The organism is Streptomyces sp. NPDC048481, from assembly GCF_043200075.1.
GTDB lineage: Bacteria > Actinomycetota > Actinomycetes > Streptomycetales > Streptomycetaceae > Streptomyces.
This window is the reverse complement of record NZ_JBICXC010000001.1, coordinates 460,926-477,094: the sequence shown is the minus strand read 5'-3', so window position 1 is coordinate 477,094 and position 16,169 is coordinate 460,926. Positions and strand designations below refer to the sequence as shown.

At 73.1% G+C, this 16,169-nt stretch carries 9 protein-coding genes; 1 reads left to right on the top strand and 8 read right to left on the bottom strand.

All coding sequences use genetic code 11. The annotated features are described in order from the left end of the window. Positions 1 to 3 precede the first annotated feature (3 nt). Positions 4 to 1,143, top strand: a complete 1,140-nt coding sequence (locus tag ACGFSH_RS02000; protein ID WP_393343997.1) for an acyltransferase family protein — start codon at positions 4 to 6, stop codon at positions 1,141 to 1,143. A 512-nt stretch (positions 1,144 to 1,655) separates the two neighbouring features. On the opposite strand, the gene ACGFSH_RS01995 is transcribed toward ACGFSH_RS02000, so the two are convergent. The 8 genes from ACGFSH_RS01995 to ACGFSH_RS01960 form a co-directional block, all read right to left on the bottom strand. Further along, entirely contained in the window at positions 1,656 to 2,939 is a 1,284-nt protein-coding gene (locus ACGFSH_RS01995; protein ID WP_393343995.1) for a nucleotide sugar dehydrogenase, read from the bottom strand. Positions 2,940 to 2,948: 9 nt separating this feature from the next. Beyond that, a complete protein-coding gene (locus tag ACGFSH_RS01990; RefSeq protein ID WP_393343994.1) occupies positions 2,949 to 4,655 on the bottom strand; it encodes a glycosyltransferase family 2 protein in 1,707 nt (568 codons plus the stop codon). Between the two features lie 108 nt (positions 4,656 to 4,763). Continuing rightward, positions 4,764 to 5,789, bottom strand: coding sequence for a Gfo/Idh/MocA family oxidoreductase (locus tag ACGFSH_RS01985; RefSeq protein ID WP_351360051.1), 1,026 nt, complete (start codon positions 5,787 to 5,789; stop codon positions 4,764 to 4,766). Next, the gene (locus tag ACGFSH_RS01980; protein ID WP_393343993.1) at positions 5,786 to 6,901 is read right to left on the bottom strand and encodes a DegT/DnrJ/EryC1/StrS family aminotransferase; all 1,116 of its coding nucleotides are present in this window, start codon (positions 6,899 to 6,901) and stop codon (positions 5,786 to 5,788) included. Before ACGFSH_RS01980 ends, ACGFSH_RS01985 begins: the two co-directional genes overlap by 4 nt. A gap of 456 nt (positions 6,902 to 7,357) precedes the next feature. Next, complete coding sequence (locus ACGFSH_RS01975; RefSeq protein WP_393343991.1) at positions 7,358 to 11,584, bottom strand: Rne/Rng family ribonuclease; 4,227 nt, start codon at positions 11,582 to 11,584, stop codon at positions 7,358 to 7,360. A 277-nt stretch (positions 11,585 to 11,861) separates the two neighbouring features. Beyond that, the gene (locus ACGFSH_RS01970; protein ID WP_393343989.1) at positions 11,862 to 12,626 is read right to left on the bottom strand and encodes a TIGR03936 family radical SAM-associated protein; all 765 of its coding nucleotides are present in this window, start codon (positions 12,624 to 12,626) and stop codon (positions 11,862 to 11,864) included. 48 nt (positions 12,627 to 12,674) lie between these two features. After that, positions 12,675 to 13,820 (bottom strand): hypothetical protein, encoded by a 1,146-nt coding sequence (locus ACGFSH_RS01965; RefSeq protein ID WP_393343987.1) that lies wholly within the window; start codon positions 13,818 to 13,820, stop codon positions 12,675 to 12,677. Positions 13,821 to 14,208: 388 nt separating this feature from the next. Further along, complete coding sequence (locus ACGFSH_RS01960; RefSeq protein ID WP_393343985.1) at positions 14,209 to 16,164, bottom strand: TIGR03960 family B12-binding radical SAM protein; 1,956 nt, start codon at positions 16,162 to 16,164, stop codon at positions 14,209 to 14,211. Between the last annotated feature and the right edge of the window lie 5 nt (positions 16,165 to 16,169).

The following is a 16,169-nucleotide window of genomic DNA, read 5'->3' as shown; positions in this document are numbered from 1 at the left end:
CTTGTGACCTCGATACCCGGGCCCGGCCGCGACCGACTCCCGTCGTTGACCGGGCTTCGTTTCTGGGCGGCCCTGCTGGTCGTCCTGTATCACCTCTCCCGTCAGGTCGGCACCGTCCCGTTCCTGAGCGAAGCCGTGTGGTACGGGCGCAGCGGCGTGACCTTCTTCTTCGTCCTGTCCGGTGTCGTCCTGGCCTGGACGTACGACGGCGCCCGCGTCCCGGCGAAGGTCTTCCTGTGGCGGCGCTTCGCCCGGATCTGGCCGCTGCTCGCGGTCAGCGTCGGGGTGTCGGTCGCCGTGTGGGCCGTCATGGATCACCCTGTGTCGCTCAAGGCGGTGGCGGCGACCCTGCTGGCGGTGCACGCATGGTTCCCGCAGCCGGTGATGTTCACCGGAGGCAACCCGGCGGCCTGGTCGCTCAGCGACGAGGCCTTCTTCTATCTGCTCTTCCCCGCGCTGCTGGCCCTGCTGGCGGGGCGCCGCGCCCGCGTATGGCTGTGGACGGCCGTCGCCGTGACCGGTGCCGCCCTGGTGCTGTGGCCGTCCCTGTCCGGCCTGTCGCCGGCCACGCGCGGCTGGGCGCTCGACTACCTGCCGCTGACGCGTGCGCTGCAGTTCGTGCTGGGCGTGGTGGCCGGTCTGGCGCTCAAGCGCGGCTGGCGGCCGCCGCTGCCGCTGTGGGCCGCCGCGTCGCTCGTCATGGGCTGGCACCTGGCCCTGATCCCGTGGTCGCACGCGGTCCCGGACGCGCTCTGGTACAGCCCCTACACGGCCTCGCAGTGGCTGTCGGCCCCGATCTTCGCGGCGCTGATCTGCGCGGCCGCACGGGCCGACCTGGACGGCCGGCGCACCGGGCTCGGCGGGGCCTGGATGATCAGGCTCGGACACTGGTCGTTCGCCTGGTATCTGCTCCACGAGATCGTGATCCGTGCCGCCGTCTTCACGTGGGGCAGGCCCGCCCCCGGCGACGCGACGCTGCTGTTCTGGGCGGGCGTGCTGGCCGTGAGCCTGACCGCCGCGGCCGCCGCCTACCACGGGGTGGAGCACCCGGCCGAGCGTCGCCTGCGCCGCGCCGGCCCCTCCGTGCCACGCCCGGACCGGCCGGAGCACCCGGAGCCCCGAGCATCAGTGGGCGCGCGCTGACACTTTCGTCCCAAACCTCCTCAGGGACGCCGAGGTGCTCGACGGCCGCCCGGCACATACGTCGACAAGGGACGGCCGGCCCCGCCGTCGACGACCCCTTACGTGCGTCGCCCCCACCGCAGGGCGGGGAGCGCGCCGACGTCAGCGCACGGCTCAGCGCCACAAGCCCCACGCAATCGGCCCCTGTTCCCGGCCCCGCGATCGGGCCAGCGCCGCCACCGTCCCACGACGCCCCGGGGCCACCCCGCCGTGGAGCCGGGCGAGGCAGCCCGGATACGGGACTTTCTCCCGCGCCTTCGTCGCCCTTGCTGACCGCCGCCCGCGACCACACCCGACCGGGCCTGCCATCGGTCCAGCGGACGGCCGTCCGCGCCGGACAGCCGCGCCTCGCCTCGACCGATCAGCGCAGCCGCGTCTGCTCCGCGCACGTGGGCCTCGGCGTGCAAACCGCTCCGGCCCCCGCCTCGTGAGTACGAGACAGGGGCCGGAGGCGGTGCGGCGCGAGGCGGCGCTCAGCCGCCGATGACCACGCGGCGGACGCCCTTCCAGGCCTCCGGGTCGGTGGTGCGGCGGCCGTCGACCAGGACGGTGACGTCCGGCAGGTCGGCCGGGGTCAGCGTGCGGTACTCGGCGTGGTCGGCCTGGAGGATCGCCGCGGTGACCTTCTCGCCCGCGTGCGGGGTGAGGCCGTGCGCGAGGAGCTCGGCGTCGGTGTACATCGGGTCCGAGACGAAGGGGACCGCGCCACGCGCCTTGAGGGCCTCGACGGTCGGGAAGACGCCCGAGAACGCCGTCTCCTTCACGCCGCCACGGTAGGCGGCGCCCAGCACCAGCACGTTCACGCCGGTCAGGTCGCCGTACGCGGCGGCCAGCAGGTCGACGGCGTACTCGGGCATCGCGGCGTTGGCCTCACGCGCGGAGCGCACGACGGTCGCGGCCGGGTCGTTCCACAGGTACATCCGCGGGTAGATCGGGATGCAGTGGCCGCCGACGGCGATGCCCGGCTGGTGGATGTGGCTGTAGGGCTGCGAGTTGCAGGCCTCGATGACCTTCTTGACGTCGATGCCGTTGCTGTCGGCGAAGCGCGCGAACTGGTTCGCCAGGCCGATGTTGACGTCGCGGTAGGTGGTCTCGGCGAGCTTGGCCAGCTCGGAGGCCTCGGCGGTGCCCAGGTCCCAGACGCCGTTCGGCTGGGGCAGGTCGTCGCGCGCGTCGAAGTCGAGGACGGCCTCGTAGAACTCGACACCACGGGCCGCGGACGCCTCGTCGATGCCGCCGACCAGCTTGGGATAGCGGCGCAGGTCGGAGAAGACCCGGCCGGTCAGGACGCGCTCCGGGGAGAAGACGAGGTGGAAGTCCTCGCCCGCGGTCAGGCCGGAGCCCTCCGCCAGCATCGGCGCCCAGCGGGTGCGGGTGGTGCCGACCGGGAGGGTCGTCTCGTACGAGACCAGCGTGCCGGGCTTGAGGCCCTGCGCGATGGCCTTCGTCGCGGAGTCCATCCAGCCGAAGTCCGGGGTGCCCTCGGCGTCCACGAACAGCGGGACGACGACGACGACGGCCTCGGACTCGGCGACCGCGGACGCGGTGTCGGTCGTCGCGCTGAGCAGCCCGGCGTCGACGGCCTGCTTCAGCTTGACGTCGAGGTCGTGCTCGCCGGGGAACGGCTCGACGCCGGCGTTGACCAGCTCGACGACCTTCTCGTTGACGTCCGCGCCGATGACCCGGTGGCCCTTGGAGGCGAACTGCACGGCGAGCGGCAGGCCGATCTTGCCGAGTGCTACTACACAGATGTTCATGGAGGGTCGCTACTTCCTTTTGGAACCGGTCGGCTTCTTGAAACCGGCGGACTTCAACTTTCTGACGCCGGCCGCCCTGACGCGGACGGCCAGGGACTTCAGCTTCCGTACGGGAGCTGACAGCGCGCTGATGACCAGAGCGCTCTTGGGCGGGAACATCCGAGCCGTGTCGACGACGACACGCCCCTTGTCGTTGACGATGGCCGACGCCCGGTAGGGGTCCCCCTCCCGGCCCCACCGGCGGGCCAGCGGCATGGGCAGGTCGGTGCCCCGCACGGGGACCTCGTACGTGGCGCCGGCCACGTCCAGGTACACCCGCACACCGCGCTTGGCGGTGACGTACTCCAGCGGGACGCGGGCGTGCAGCACGGTGGCCGCGCCGTCCTCGGCGGGCTTCACCACCTGCTCGCCCACGGGCGCCGGTGTCTTGTGGTTCGGCTTCAGCTTCCGGGCGCCGTTCTTGTCGGCCGACTTGGGCATGGCGCCCTTGGTGAGCCGCAGGGTCATCCCCTCGGCCACGCCGACCACGGGCACCCGCACGGAAGCGGTGTAGGTGAGGCCGTCGCCCTGCTGCTCCCAGTCGGAGGCCAGCAGCCGGACGCCCGGGGCGAGGTGGGCGGCGACCGAGTCGCCGTCCAGCACCTCGTAGACACGGTCGGCGAGGCCGATGCGCGGATCCCGGAAGCCGGCGTAGCGCGCGAACGTGCGGTCGTCCTCGACCACGAACGTGACGCCGTCGCGGGGCTCCGAGACGATCGCCTCGCACAGCTCGTCGACCGCGCCGGCCTGGGCCAGGGCGATGCGCACCCGCCGCCTGACGTCCATGGCGTCGCGGATGCCGTCGGTGAAGTAGGCGTCCGCGAGCCGCGCTATGCCCGCGCAGATCTTCTCGCGCCGCTCGCGGTCCAGGGCCGGGAAGTCGTCCTGGACGAGCTTGGCCAGCTCCCAGGTGAAGTGCCGGCGCAACAGGGCGTCGCGCTGCGGGCCCGCCTCGATGAGACCGGCCGCGAAGTTCATCATCTCGGCGGTGCACTCGAGCCGGGAGAGGTGGTCGGCGCGGTAGGTGATGTTGCTGGCGTCGCCGCGCTTGACCGCGTAGTAGCAGGTGTAGTCCGCCACCACCGAGATCTTGCGGGCCCGCACGAGCGCCTCGATGGTGAACGGCTGGTCGCTGCCCACCGCCATGTGCTCGGGGAAGCGCAGCTTGTGCTTCTCCACCATCTCGCGGCGGAACAGCTTGGTGTTGGCCAGGGTGAACGGCACCCCCGGCTCGTCCAGCGGCACGTCCCGGTCGCCGTGCTGGAACAGCGCCTGGTGGACGTAGCGCCCGTTGGTGCCGACCATCTTGCCGACGACCACGTCCGAGTCGTGCTTGTCGGCGTACTTCACCATGCGCTCCAACGCCTCCTCGCCGAGGTAGTCGTCGGAGCCGATGAAGTACACGTACCGGCCGGTCGCCACCTCCAGCGCCCGGTTGCTGGGCGCGGCGGGGCCGCCGGAGTTGGGCTGGTGGATCACCTTGACGGTGTCCGGGTACAGGGCCGCGAACCGGTCGAGTTCGCGGCCGCTGTCGTCGGTGGAGCCGTCGTCGACGGCGACGATCTCCAGCCGCTCGCGTCCGATGGTCTGCCCGACCAGGGAGTTCAGGCACTCCGTCAGGTACGGCATCGTGTTGTACACCGCCACGACGACGCTGACGTCAGGCGCAGCACTCATGCTCGGGCTCCTGGTCTCCGCCGGCCGGGCCGGCTTGGTCCTGCGGGGAAAGTCTCACAGAACGTAGGAGTCCCGCCGAGCACGCACCGTTCCCCCGATGTGTGATGCTCAGCTGCCATGGACGGCCAGGTCCTCCACCGGAAGCGTAACGCTGGTGTTGTTCGTGGCCGATTCCAGGAGCGCAGCGGCCACCTCGACGGTGCGCATGCCCTGGCGCAGGGTGCAGATGTCGACGGGCTTGCCGAGGACCGCGTCCCGGAAGAGCTCGTGCTCGACCTGGAGCGGCTCGCGCTTCGGGATCGCGTAGCGGATCATGTCGCCCTCGGACACGCCGCGGAAGGCCCGCAGGGCTTCCCACTCGGTGGTGACCGCCGCGTTGGAGTGGAACGTGAGGTCGGCGGTGAGGGTGTCGGCGATGAAGCAGCCGCGCTCGCCGGTGACCGAGGTGAACCGCTCCTTGAGCGGGCTCAGCCAGTTCACCAGGTGGTTGACCATGGTGCCGTCGTCGAGGCGGCCCACCGCGGAGACCATGTCCTCGTGCTCACGGCCGCTCTTGGAGACGGTGTGCGCGGCGATGGACACGTACTGACGCCCGGTCACCCAGCCGGTCAGGTCGATGTCGTGCGTGGCGAGGTCCTTGACGACGCCGACGTCCGCGATGCGGTGCGGGAAGGGACCCTGGCGGCGGGTGACGACCTGGTAGACGTCGCCGAGCTCGCCGGCCTCCAGGCGGGCCCGCAGCGAGAGCAGCGCGGGGTTGCACCGCTCGATGTGACCGACGCCGGCCACGAGCCCCTTGGACTCGAACGCCTCGACGAGCCGGCGGGCGCCCTCCACGGACTCCGCCACCGGCTTCTCGATGAGCGCGCAGACGCCGGCGTCGGCGAGCGCCAGGCCGACCTCTTCGTGCAGATGCGTCGGGCAGGCCACCACGGCGTAGTCCACGCCGAGGGCGATCAGCTCCTCGACGGTGTTCAGGATCGGCGCGCCCTGGGCGGCGCCGAACTTGTCCCCCATCGGGTCGACGACGCCGACGAGGTCGACGGCGTCCAGACCCGACAGGACACGGGCGTGGTGACGCCCCATGGAACCGAGGCCGACGAGTCCCGCTCGCAGCGACTTCCCGGTGCTCACAGCTGCTCCCCCAGAGCATTGACGGCGGTGACGATCCGCTCCAGGTCCTGCGTGGACAGGGCCGGGTGGACGGGCAGGGAGACGACCTCGGCGGCCGCCCGGTCCGTCTCGGGCAGGTCCCAGGTGCGGCCCGCCTTCTGGTCCGGCTCCCAGTACGGCTTCAGCCGGTGGATGGGAGTCGGGTAGTACACGGCGTTGCCGATGCCGGCCTCGGTGAGCCGGGCCATGGCGGCGTCGCGGTCGCCCTGGATGCGGACCGTGTACTGGTGGAAGATGTGCCGGGCGCCGTCGGCGGTCTTCGGCGTGATCACGTTCGGCGCCGTGATGTGCTCGCTGAGGTAGGCGGCGTTGGCGATGCGCTGCTCGGTCCAGCCGTCCAGCTTGCGGCGCTGCACGCGGCCGATGGCGGCCGAGACGTCCGTCATGCGCACGTTGGCGCCGACGATCTCGTTGGCGTAGCGCTTCTCCATGCCCTGGTTGCGCAGCAGGCGCAGGGTCCGCGCGGTCTCCGCGTCACCCGTGGAGATCATGCCGCCCTCGAGGCTGTGCATGTTCTTCGTCGGGTAGAAGCTGAACGTGCCCACGGCGCCGAAGGCGCCGACGGGGGTGCCGTTCAGCGCGGCCGCGTGGGCCTGGCAGGCGTCCTCGACGACGGCGAGTCCGTGCTGCCGGGCGATCGCCATGATCTTGTCCATGGCGGCCGGGTGACCGTACAGGTGAACCGGCATGATCGCGGCGGTGCGCGGCGACAGGGCGGCCTCGACCGCGGCCGGGTCCAGGCAGTACGTCTCCGGGTCGACGTCGGCGAAGACGACGTCCGCGCCGACGAGCCGCACCGCGTTGGCGGAGGCGGCGAAGGAGAACGACGGCACGATGACCTCGTCGCCCGGGCCGAGGCCCAGGGCGAGGAGCGACAGGTGCAGCGCTGAGGTGCCGGAGTTGACCGCGACGCAGTGACGTCCCTCGACGAGCTCCGAGAACTCCTCCTCGAAGGCGGCCACCTCGGGCCCCTGGACGACCATGCCGCTGCGCAGCACGCGCACGGCGGCTTCGATCTCCTCCTCGCCGATCACTGGTTTGGCGGCCGGTATGAACTCATGGGCGTCGGTCATCGACATCCCCTCCTCTACGGCGACCTCGAAGGCGCACCACGTCATGCATGGTCGGGAAGGGACCGTGTCGATGCACAGCACGGCCGCATCCCTGGTTGTCCGCCGGCGCCTGTGGGCGGGCGGACGGCTTGTACACAGGACCCCGCCCCGTGAGGGTTCCTTGCGGGAAGTCAGCCGTGTCCGGGCCGGAGGACCGGATGTGCTCATCGGCTGTGGTCACGGTGTGCATGTCTTTGGCCACCGGGACCAGAGTGCACGTTACCAGCCTGGAGACGACGAACTTGCCCAGGGTCATCACCCCGAAACCCATGGCGCGGGTGCGCTCTCTCACAAGAGAGACACAGAGTAACTCCCCGGTGAACGCACGGCGACGCGAGCACGGGGGGCGGGCGAAACGTCGGTGCGGGCGCCCGGATGCTCCGGACGCCCGCACCGTGTCTGTCCGCGCCGGGCGGGTCAGTCCTCCGTCGAGGCCGTGACGGACGGCACACTCTGCTCGGCCGCCGCGGTCTTCTTCGAGACCGACTTGGCCGCCTTCTTGGCCGTCGCCTTCTTCGCGGCGGTCTTCTTCGCGGCCGTCGTCTTGGCCGCCGCCGTCTTCTTGGTGGCGGCCTTCTTCGCCGTGGCCTTCTTCGCCGTCTTGCGGGCGGCCGTCTTCTTCGCCGGGGCGGCCGTGTCCTCGGCGGGCGCGGCGGCCCCCTCGGACGTGGCCTCGGCCGCGCCCTCGGTCACGGACCCGGCCGTGGCCTCCGCCGCGACCGACGGGACGACCACGACGGCCGTCTCCTCGGAGGCGGTCGGCGCGGTGGCCTTGCGCACGGCCCGGCGCCGCGGGCGGGCCGGGGCCGCGCTCTCGGCGACGGGCTCGGCGGCGGGTCCGCCGGCCTGTCCGGCCTCCGGCTGCTCGACCGGGGCGGCCTCGGCGGCCGCGGCCGGAACCGGGGCCGGGGCGGCCGGGGTCTCGGCGACCGTGACCACGGCGGCCTCGGCGCCGGCGGGCGATCCGGCCGGCGCGGACACCTTGCGGGTGGCGCGGCGGCGCGTACGGCCCTTGGGCGCGGCCTCCTCGATGGCCGGCGTGTCGGCGGCGGACGCCTCGACGACCGGGTCCTCGACGGCGGCCGGCTCCGTGTGCGCGGTGGCTGTCGCGGCCGGCTGCACCGGGCGCTCGGTCTCCGCCTCGACGGTGACGTCCTGCGCGGTGGGCGCCTCGACGGCCTCCTCCGCGGTACCGGCCGACAGCTCCGAGACGAACGCCTCGGACCCGCCCGCGCGGCGCGACCCGCCTCGCGGCGCGCCCGCCGGAGCGGACGCCCGGCGGCTCGACCGACGTCGGCCGCGGCCGCGCGTGGCGGCCGCCTCCGCCTCGGCGACGCTGCTGTACAGCTCCTCGTCCACGGCGAAGTCGGGTGCGGCCAGGGCGACCGGCTCGGCCACCTCGGCGGTCACCTCGGCCTCGCTCTCCGTCTCCGGCTCGGCGTCCGCGTACGGCTCGGCGGTCTCGGCCGCCGCCGTCTCGTGCTCATGCTCGTGGTCGTGGCCCTGTCCGTCGCCGCCGCGGCCGCGCTTCTTGCGCTTGCCGCCGCCACCGGCGGACGTCGGCTGCTCCATGTGGACGATGACGCCGCGGCCGTTGCAGTGCACGCAGGTCTCGGAGAACGACTCCAGCAGGCCCTGGCCGACCCGCTTGCGGGTCATCTGCACCAGGCCCAGCGAGGTGACCTCGGCGACCTGGTGCTTGGTGCGGTCGCGGCCCAGGCACTCCAGCAGACGCCGCAGCACCAGGTCCCGGTTGGACTCCAGCACCATGTCGATGAAGTCGATCACGATGATGCCGCCGAGGTCGCGCAGCCGCAGCTGGCGCACGATCTCCTCGGCCGCCTCCAGGTTGTTCCTGGTGACCGTCTCCTCGAGGTTGCCGCCCTGCCCGGTGAACTTGCCGGTGTTGACGTCGACCACGACCATGGCCTCGGTCCGGTCGATCACCAGCGAGCCGCCGCTGGGCAGCCAGACCTTGCGGTCCAGCGCCTTGGCGAGCTGCTCGTCGATCCGGTAGGTGGCGAAGACGTCGACCTCGGAGGTCCACTTCGACAGCCGTCCGGCGAGGTCGGGGGCGACGTGCGAGACGTAGCCGTGGATCGTCGACCAGGCCTCGTCACCGCTGACGATGACCTTCGTGAAGTCCTCGTTGAAGATGTCGCGCACGACGCGGACGGTCATGTCCGGCTCGCCGTACAGCAGCGTCGGCGCGTTGGAGCCGCCGCCGTTCTTCGCCTTCTTCTGGATGTCCTCCCACTGGCCCTGAAGCCGCTCGACGTCGCGGCGCAGCTCGTCCTCGCTCGCGCCCTCGGCCGCGGTGCGCACGATGACGCCCGCGTCCTCGGGGACGATCTTCTTGAGGATCGTCTTGAGGCGGGCCCGCTCGGTGTCGGGCAGCTTGCGGCTGATGCCGGTCATCGAGCCCTCGGGCACGTACACGAGGTAGCGGCCCGGGAGGGAGACCTGGCTGGTCAGACGGGCGCCCTTGTGGCCGATCGGGTCCTTCGTCACCTGGACGAGGACGGACTGGCCCGACTTCAGGGCGGCCTCGATGCGGCGCGGCCCGTTGGCCATGCCGAGCGCCTCGAAGTTCACCTCGCCGGCGTACAGGACGGCGTTGCGCCCCTTGCCGATGTCGATGAAGGCGGCCTCCATCGACGGCAGGACGTTCTGCACCTTGCCCAGGTACACGTTGCCGACGTACGAGGTGGCCTGCTCCTTGTTGACGTAGTGCTCGACGAGCACGTTGTCTTCCAGGACGCCGATCTGGGTGCGCTCGCCGCTCTGGCGGACGACCATCACGCGCTCGACGGCCTCGCGGCGGGCCAGGAACTCGGCCTCGGTGATGATCGGGACGCGTCGGCGGCCCTGCTCGCGGCCTTCCCGGCGGCGCTGCTTCTTGGCCTCCAGACGGGTCGAGCCCTTGATGGACTGCACCTCGTCGGACGGCTCGGAGGGCTTGCGCGGCTCGCGGACCTTGACGACCGTGCGCTCGGGGTCGCCGTCCACGGGCTCGGCCTCGGTGGAGGCGTCCCCGGCGCGGCGGCGACGGCGGCGGCGCCGGCGGCTGCCGGCGGTGGAACCGCCCGCGTCCTCGTCGTCGGCGTGCTCGTCCTCGGCGTCGTCCTGCTCGGCGGCGTCCTCGGTGTCCCGGGCGCTCTGCCCGGCGGCGTCGTCGGAGTCGGAGTCGGCGTCGCCGGACTCGCCCTCTCCGTCGGCCGCGTCGCCCCGGCGGCGACGGCGGCCGCCGCGGCGGCGACGGCGGCGCGAACCGGTCTCCTCGCCGTCGTCGTCACCGTCGGCGAGGTCCTCGGCGGCCTCGTCGGCCTCCTCCGGCTCGCTCTCCGGCTCGTCCTCGGCGACGGGCGCCACGCTCTCGGCGGCGGGTGCGGCGGGGCGGCCGGAGTCGGTGTCCTCACCGGCGACGGCGGCCCTGCGGCGACGGCGGCGGCGCGTGCCGGCGGGCTCCTCTGCGGGCTCCGGGGCGCTCTGGACCTCCTCGGGCTCCTCGGCCTCGACGGTGTCCGCCTCGGCGGCGGCGGCCTCGGCCGCGGCCCGCTGCGGGGTCTGGAACTGGGGCTCGGCGAACACGGGCGCCTGGAAGACGGCGACCGCGGGCCGCGCCGGACGGCGCGGAGCGTCGTCCTCGCCCTTCACGGGCTCGGGCGCGGAGAAGCCGCCCGCGGCCCGGCGGACCACCCGGCGGCGACCGCGGCGCGGACCGGCCTCGTCCTCGTCGGCGGGGGCCTCGGCGGCCTTCGGCTCCTCGACGGCGGCAGGCGCGGCCGGCTGCACGGCCGGCTCGGGCTCCTGGGACGCCTGCGGCTCAGCGACCTCGACGGTCTCGGGGGTCTCCGGGGTCTCGGCGACGGGCGTGGAGACGCGACGGGTGGCACGACGACGGGAGCGCGGAGCAGCCGGCTCGGCCGCCTCCTCCGTCGCGACGGGCGCCTCGGCCTCGGCGGGGGCGGTCGCTTCGGCGGGCGCGGCGGCCTCCGGCGTGGCGGCCGGGGCGGTCACCCGACGGGTGGCGCGGCGCCGGGTGCGCGGAGCGGCCTCTGCGGGCTCCTCCTCGGCAGCCGGGGCTGCCTGGGTGACCGGCTCGGGCGCGGCGGCAGGCTCCACGGCGGACTCCACGATCTCGGCCGGGGCCTCCGTGGGCGTCGTCACGCGGCGCGTGGCGCGACGGCGGGAGCGGCGGGGAGCCGCTTCCTCGGCCGTCGCCTCCTCGGCGGCGGCCTCGTCGACGGCCGGGACGCTCGCCTCGGCGGCGGCCGGCACGACGGCCTCGGCCGCCTCGGCGGCAGCCGGGGCGCCGGCGGGCGCGGAGGCCCGGCGGGTGGCCCGGCGGCGGGTGCGCGGAGCGGCCTCGGCGGCCTCCGCGGGCTGGTCGGCCGCGGCGGCGACGGTGTTCGCGTCCTGGACGGTGTCGTCCGTGACGTCGTCCTCCGCCGGTTCCTCGACGGACTCCACGGCCGGTATGGCCGGCGTGGTGATCTCGGCGGGGGCGTCGGCGGCGGCCCCGGACGGCGGACCCGCCGGCCGGGAAGCGGCACGGCGCCGACGTCGCGGCGGCAGGGTGTCGCTGGGGGTGTTCGCTTCGGAGTCCTTCACGGACTCTGCGGATTCGGTTGGCTCGAGCATGCGGGCGTTTCTCCCGTCAGGCTCCCGGGCGCCGCGCCTGGTCCGGCGGCGATCACGAGGGATCGACCGCCGTTGACGTCCGCGGCTCGCGCGATGCGCGGTGCCGCCGTCCGGGGCGCGGGCGCCGCACGGGAGCTCTCTGTGTCCTGTCTCGCCGGTTCCGTACGCCGAATGCGTACGGCCTGGCGAAAGTCTTCTGGTCGGTGCGCTGCCCGACCCAGGTGGCTCCCGAGTACGAGGGCGGCGCTACGACGTACGTTCCTTCGCGGGACCTTCCCTACGCGGGCGCCTTCGCGGCGGCAGCGGGATCGGCCGTTGTGAGGGCCTGAGCTGCCTCGCGGTCGGGCGCGAGCGGGTCGGTCACCGTGCCGGTCTCTTCATCGAACAGCCCCTGCGCCAGCCTGGTCACCGCAGCGGGGACCGGCGGCGCCAGGTCGGCCACGGCGCGGAGACCGGACAGGACGTCGTCGGGTCGTACGGCAGGCGTCACGTGCCGAACAACCAGCCGCAGTATCGCACAGGGCTGGTCGGTCGGCCTATCAGCAGGTTCACCGTGCGTTTCCAGACTGACGACCGCGGCCCGGGTGTCGAAGGTGCGAACGCCGTTCTTGGTCGTGCGCTGGACCTCCACGGCGTCGGCCCGGTTGAAGGCCTCCACCGCGCGGTCGGCGTCGGCCCGGTCCACGCCCACCAGCCGCAGCTCCCACACGGAGGCCGTCAGCCGGTCGGCCAGACCGGAGGTCCGGGCCTCGACCGCGTCGACGACGTCGAGCCCGGTGGGCAGCGACTCGTCGAGCAGAGCTCTCAGCTTCTCCGGATCACGCGCCGCCGTCAGCGCGATCTCCAGGTACTCCGCCTCACTGCCCGTGCCGGTGGGTGCGGCATTGGCGTACGACACCTTCGGGTGCGGCGTGAACCCCGCCGAGTACGCCATCGGCACCTCGGCACGGCGCAACGCGCGCTCGAAGGCACGCTGGAAGTCACGGTGGCTGGTGAACCGGAGGCGGCCGCGCTTGGTGTAGCGCAGACGGATGCGCTGCACCGCGGGTGCGGGCGGCGGGCCTTCGGGCTGTCGCTTGCCCAGTGTCGTTCAGTCCTTCGTGAGAGCGGTCGTACTGCTACCAAGAGTACGTGCCTCGCCCGCCGATGGTTCCCGGCGGGCGACCGCCTCCCGCGCAGCGGGCTCCCCGAAGAGCATGCGGCGCACGTCGGCGCGGGTCCGGCGGGCCGTCTCCCGGGCGGCGGCGAGGGCCTGCCGGGACGCCCTGCCCACGCTGCGGGCGGCCTGCGCCGCCGGGCGCAGCACGGCGTCCCGGACGACGTGCCCGACCGGGGTGAGCACGGTCCGGTACGCCCAGCGCACGGGCTCCACGAAGGTCCACCTCAGGACGGTGGCGAGGAACCGGCCGACGGCGAGCGACATGCGGCCGGCGATCCGCCAGGCGTGCCCGAGAGCGTCTCCCACCTCCCGCGCGACGACGGCCAGGACGCGGCAGGCGGGGGCCAGCACCCAGCGCCACAGGGCGAGCGCGGGCAGCACCAGCAGGATCCTGGCGGTCCAGTAGAGGACGAGGCCGATCCCGCCGGCCAGCAGTTCCAGGAGCCGCCACACCCCTCGCGCGCACCAGGCGAGCGCCCGCCCGGCCGGTGCGATCGACCATGTGTACAGCCAGCGGGCGGGCACGACGACGAGGTACCCGACCAGCCACGCTCCCGCGCCGTACAGGCCGGAGCAGACGGCCGCGGCCACCGCGCCGATCCCCCGCAGCAGCCGGAGAACGGCGTGCCCGACCGGCGTGAGCACGCGCGCGTACACCCGTTCCGCGCCGGCTCCCACTCCCCGCGCCAGCCACATGAGGCCGTGCCCGACCGGGGTGAGGAGCCCGCGGTAGAGCCAGATCGCGGGCACGACGAGCAGCATGTGTCCGAGCCAGGCGAGCGCGCGGCCCACAGGGGTGACGACGTACCGCCACAGGCCGATCAGCGGCCAGACGAACAGCGCCTTCCCCAGCCAGAGCAGGGCCCGCCCGAAGGGCCTCAGGACCGTGTCCCGCAGGAGGCGTCCGCCGACGACGAGCGCGTCCCACGCCATGCGCACCGGCACGACCAGCACGAGCACCACGATGCGCACGGGCAGCCGGATCGCCACGACGAGACACCCCTCGGGCGCCTGCCCGGACGGCCGGCCCGCCGGTGGCGCGGGCGACGGGGCTGCGGGCTGTTTCTGCAGGTCCATATGGACGTAGACGCTACAGCCGGCCGAGCGGATGCACGCACGCCGGGACGGCTGCCGACGCCCGTGCGGTGACGTGTTCCTGAGGGCATGTCAGGGGCGTCCCGCCGTCCGCGTTCCCGTCCGCTTTCCCGGAGAAACAGCCCGGGCGACGGTCCCGACGCACGGGCTCAGACCGTGCCCGCAAGGCGCTCACCGGTCGCGGCGTCGACCGTCACGTGCCGCGGGCCGCCCCCGACGACCCAGACCGGCCGCCACTCGCCCCGCACCCGCCGGGCATCGATCGAACCGAGCCCGGCTGCCGTCCCGGCAGGCGCGTGGCGTCGGGCTCCCCCCTCAGGGGTGCGCCGCCGCCCGGCCGGCCGGGTCGGGGTCCGGGGGCGCGCGCCGCTCAGTGACCGTGGGCGTGGCCGCTGCCCGCGGGCTGCTTCACCGTCAGGGGAAGGAGCTTCTTGCCCGTGGGGCCGATCTGGATGTGGGTGTCCATCGCCGGGCACACCCCGCAGTCGAAGCAGGGCGTCCAGCGGCAGTCCTCGACCTCGGTCTCGTCGAGGGCGTCCTGCCAGTCCTCCCAGAGCCAGTCCTTGTCGAGGCCCGAGTCCAGGTGGTCCCAGGGCAGGACCTCCTCGTACGTCTTCTCGCGCGTCGTGTACCAGTCGACGTCCACGCCGAACGCGGGCAGCGTCTTGTCGGCGCAGGCCATCCAGCGGTCGTAGGAGAAGTGCTCGCGCCAGCCGTCGAAGCGGCCGCCGTCCTCGTAGACGGCCCGGATGACCGCGCCGATGCGGCGGTCGCCGCGCGAGAGGAGGCCCTCGACGATGCCGGGCTTGCCGTCGTGGTAGCGGAAGCCGATCGAGCGGCCGTACTTCTTGTCGCCGCGGATCTTGTCCCGGAGCTTCTGCAGACGGGCGTCCGTCTCCTCGGCGGAGAGCTGGGGGGCCCACTGGAAGGGGGTGTGCGGCTTGGGCACGAACCCGCCGATGGAGACGGTGCAGCGGATGTCGTTCTGGCCGGAGACCTTGCGGCCCTCGGCGATCACGTTCATCGCCATGTCGGCGATCTGGAGGACGTCCTCGTCGGTCTCCGTGGGCAGGCCGCACATGAAGTACAGCTTCACCTGGCGCCAGCCGTTGCCGTAGGCGGTGGAGACGGTCCTGATCAGGTCCTCTTCCGAGACCATCTTGTTGATGACCTTGCGCATGCGCTCCGAGCCGCCCTCGGGCGCGAAGGTCAGGCCCGAACGGCGGCCGTTGCGGGTCAGCTCGTTCGCCAGGTCCACGTTGAAGGCGTCCACGCGGGTCGAGGGGAGGGACAGGCCGATCTTGTCCTGCTCGTAGCGGTCCGCGAGGCCCTTGGCGACCTCGCCGATCTCGCTGTGGTCGGCGCTCGACAGGGAGAGCAGTCCGACCTCCTCGAAGCCGGTCGCCTTGAGGCCCTTCTCGACCATGTCGCCGATGCCGGTGATCGACCGCTCGCGCACCGGGCGGGTGATCATGCCGGCCTGGCAGAAGCGGCAGCCGCGGGTGCAGCCGCGGAAGATCTCCACCGACATGCGCTCGTGGACCGTCTCGGCGAGCGGGACCAGCGGCTGCTTGGGGTAGGGCCACTCGTCGAGGTCCATGACCGTGTGCTTGGACACCCGCCACGGCACGCCCGACCGGTTCGGCACGACGCGCGCGATCCGGCCGTCCGGCAGGTACTCGACGTCGTAGAACCGCGGGACGTACACCGCGCCCGTCTTCGCGAGGCGGAAGAGGACCTCCTCGCGGCCGCCGGGCCGGCCCTCCGCCTTCCACTCGCGGATGATCTTCGTCATGTCGAGCACGGCCTGCTCGCCGTCGCCGATGACCGCCGCGTCGATGAAGTCGGCGATCGGCTCGGGGTTGAAGGCGGCGTGGCCGCCGGCCAGCACGATCGGGTCGTCGAGACCGCGGTCGCGGGCTTCCAGCGGGATCCCGGCCAGGTCGAGGGCGGCCAGCATGTTGGTGTAGCCCAGCTCCGTGGAGAAGGACAGGCCGAAGACGTCGAAGGCCTTCACCGGGCGGTGGCTGTCCACGGTGAACTGCGGGACGGCGTGCTCCCGCATCAGCGCCTCCAGGTCCGGCCACACGCTGTAGGTGCGCTCGGCGAGGACGCCCTCCTGCTCGTTGAGCACCTCGTAGAGGATCATGACGCCCTGGTTGGGCAGACCGACCTCGTACGCGTCCGGGTACATCAGCGCCCAGCGGACGTCGCACGCCTCCCAGGGCTTGACCGTGGAGTTGAGTTCGCCGCCCACGTACTGGATCGGCTTCTGCACATGCGGGAGCAGTGCTTCGAGCTGCGGGAAGACCGACTCGACAGACATCGCGG

What these genes read in the sequence shown, in the direction of transcription:
- ACGFSH_RS01995 (WP_393343995.1), bottom strand. Translation starts at nt 2,939, where the DNA reads ATGAACATCTGTGTAGTAGCACTCGGCAAGATCGGCCTGCCGCTCGCC.
- ACGFSH_RS01990 (WP_393343994.1), bottom strand. Translation starts at nt 4,655, where the DNA reads ATGAGTGCTGCGCCTGACGTCAGCGTCGTCGTGGCGGTGTACAACACG.
- ACGFSH_RS01980 (WP_393343993.1), bottom strand. Translation starts at nt 6,901, where the DNA reads ATGACCGACGCCCATGAGTTCATACCGGCCGCCAAACCAGTGATCGGC.
- ACGFSH_RS01975 (WP_393343991.1), bottom strand. Translation starts at nt 11,584, where the DNA reads ATGCTCGAGCCAACCGAATCCGCAGAGTCCGTGAAGGACTCCGAAGCG.
- ACGFSH_RS01965 (WP_393343987.1), bottom strand. Translation starts at nt 13,820, where the DNA reads ATGGACCTGCAGAAACAGCCCGCAGCCCCGTCGCCCGCGCCACCGGCG.
- ACGFSH_RS01960 (WP_393343985.1), bottom strand. Translation starts at nt 16,164, where the DNA reads ATGTCTGTCGAGTCGGTCTTCCCGCAGCTCGAAGCACTGCTCCCGCAT.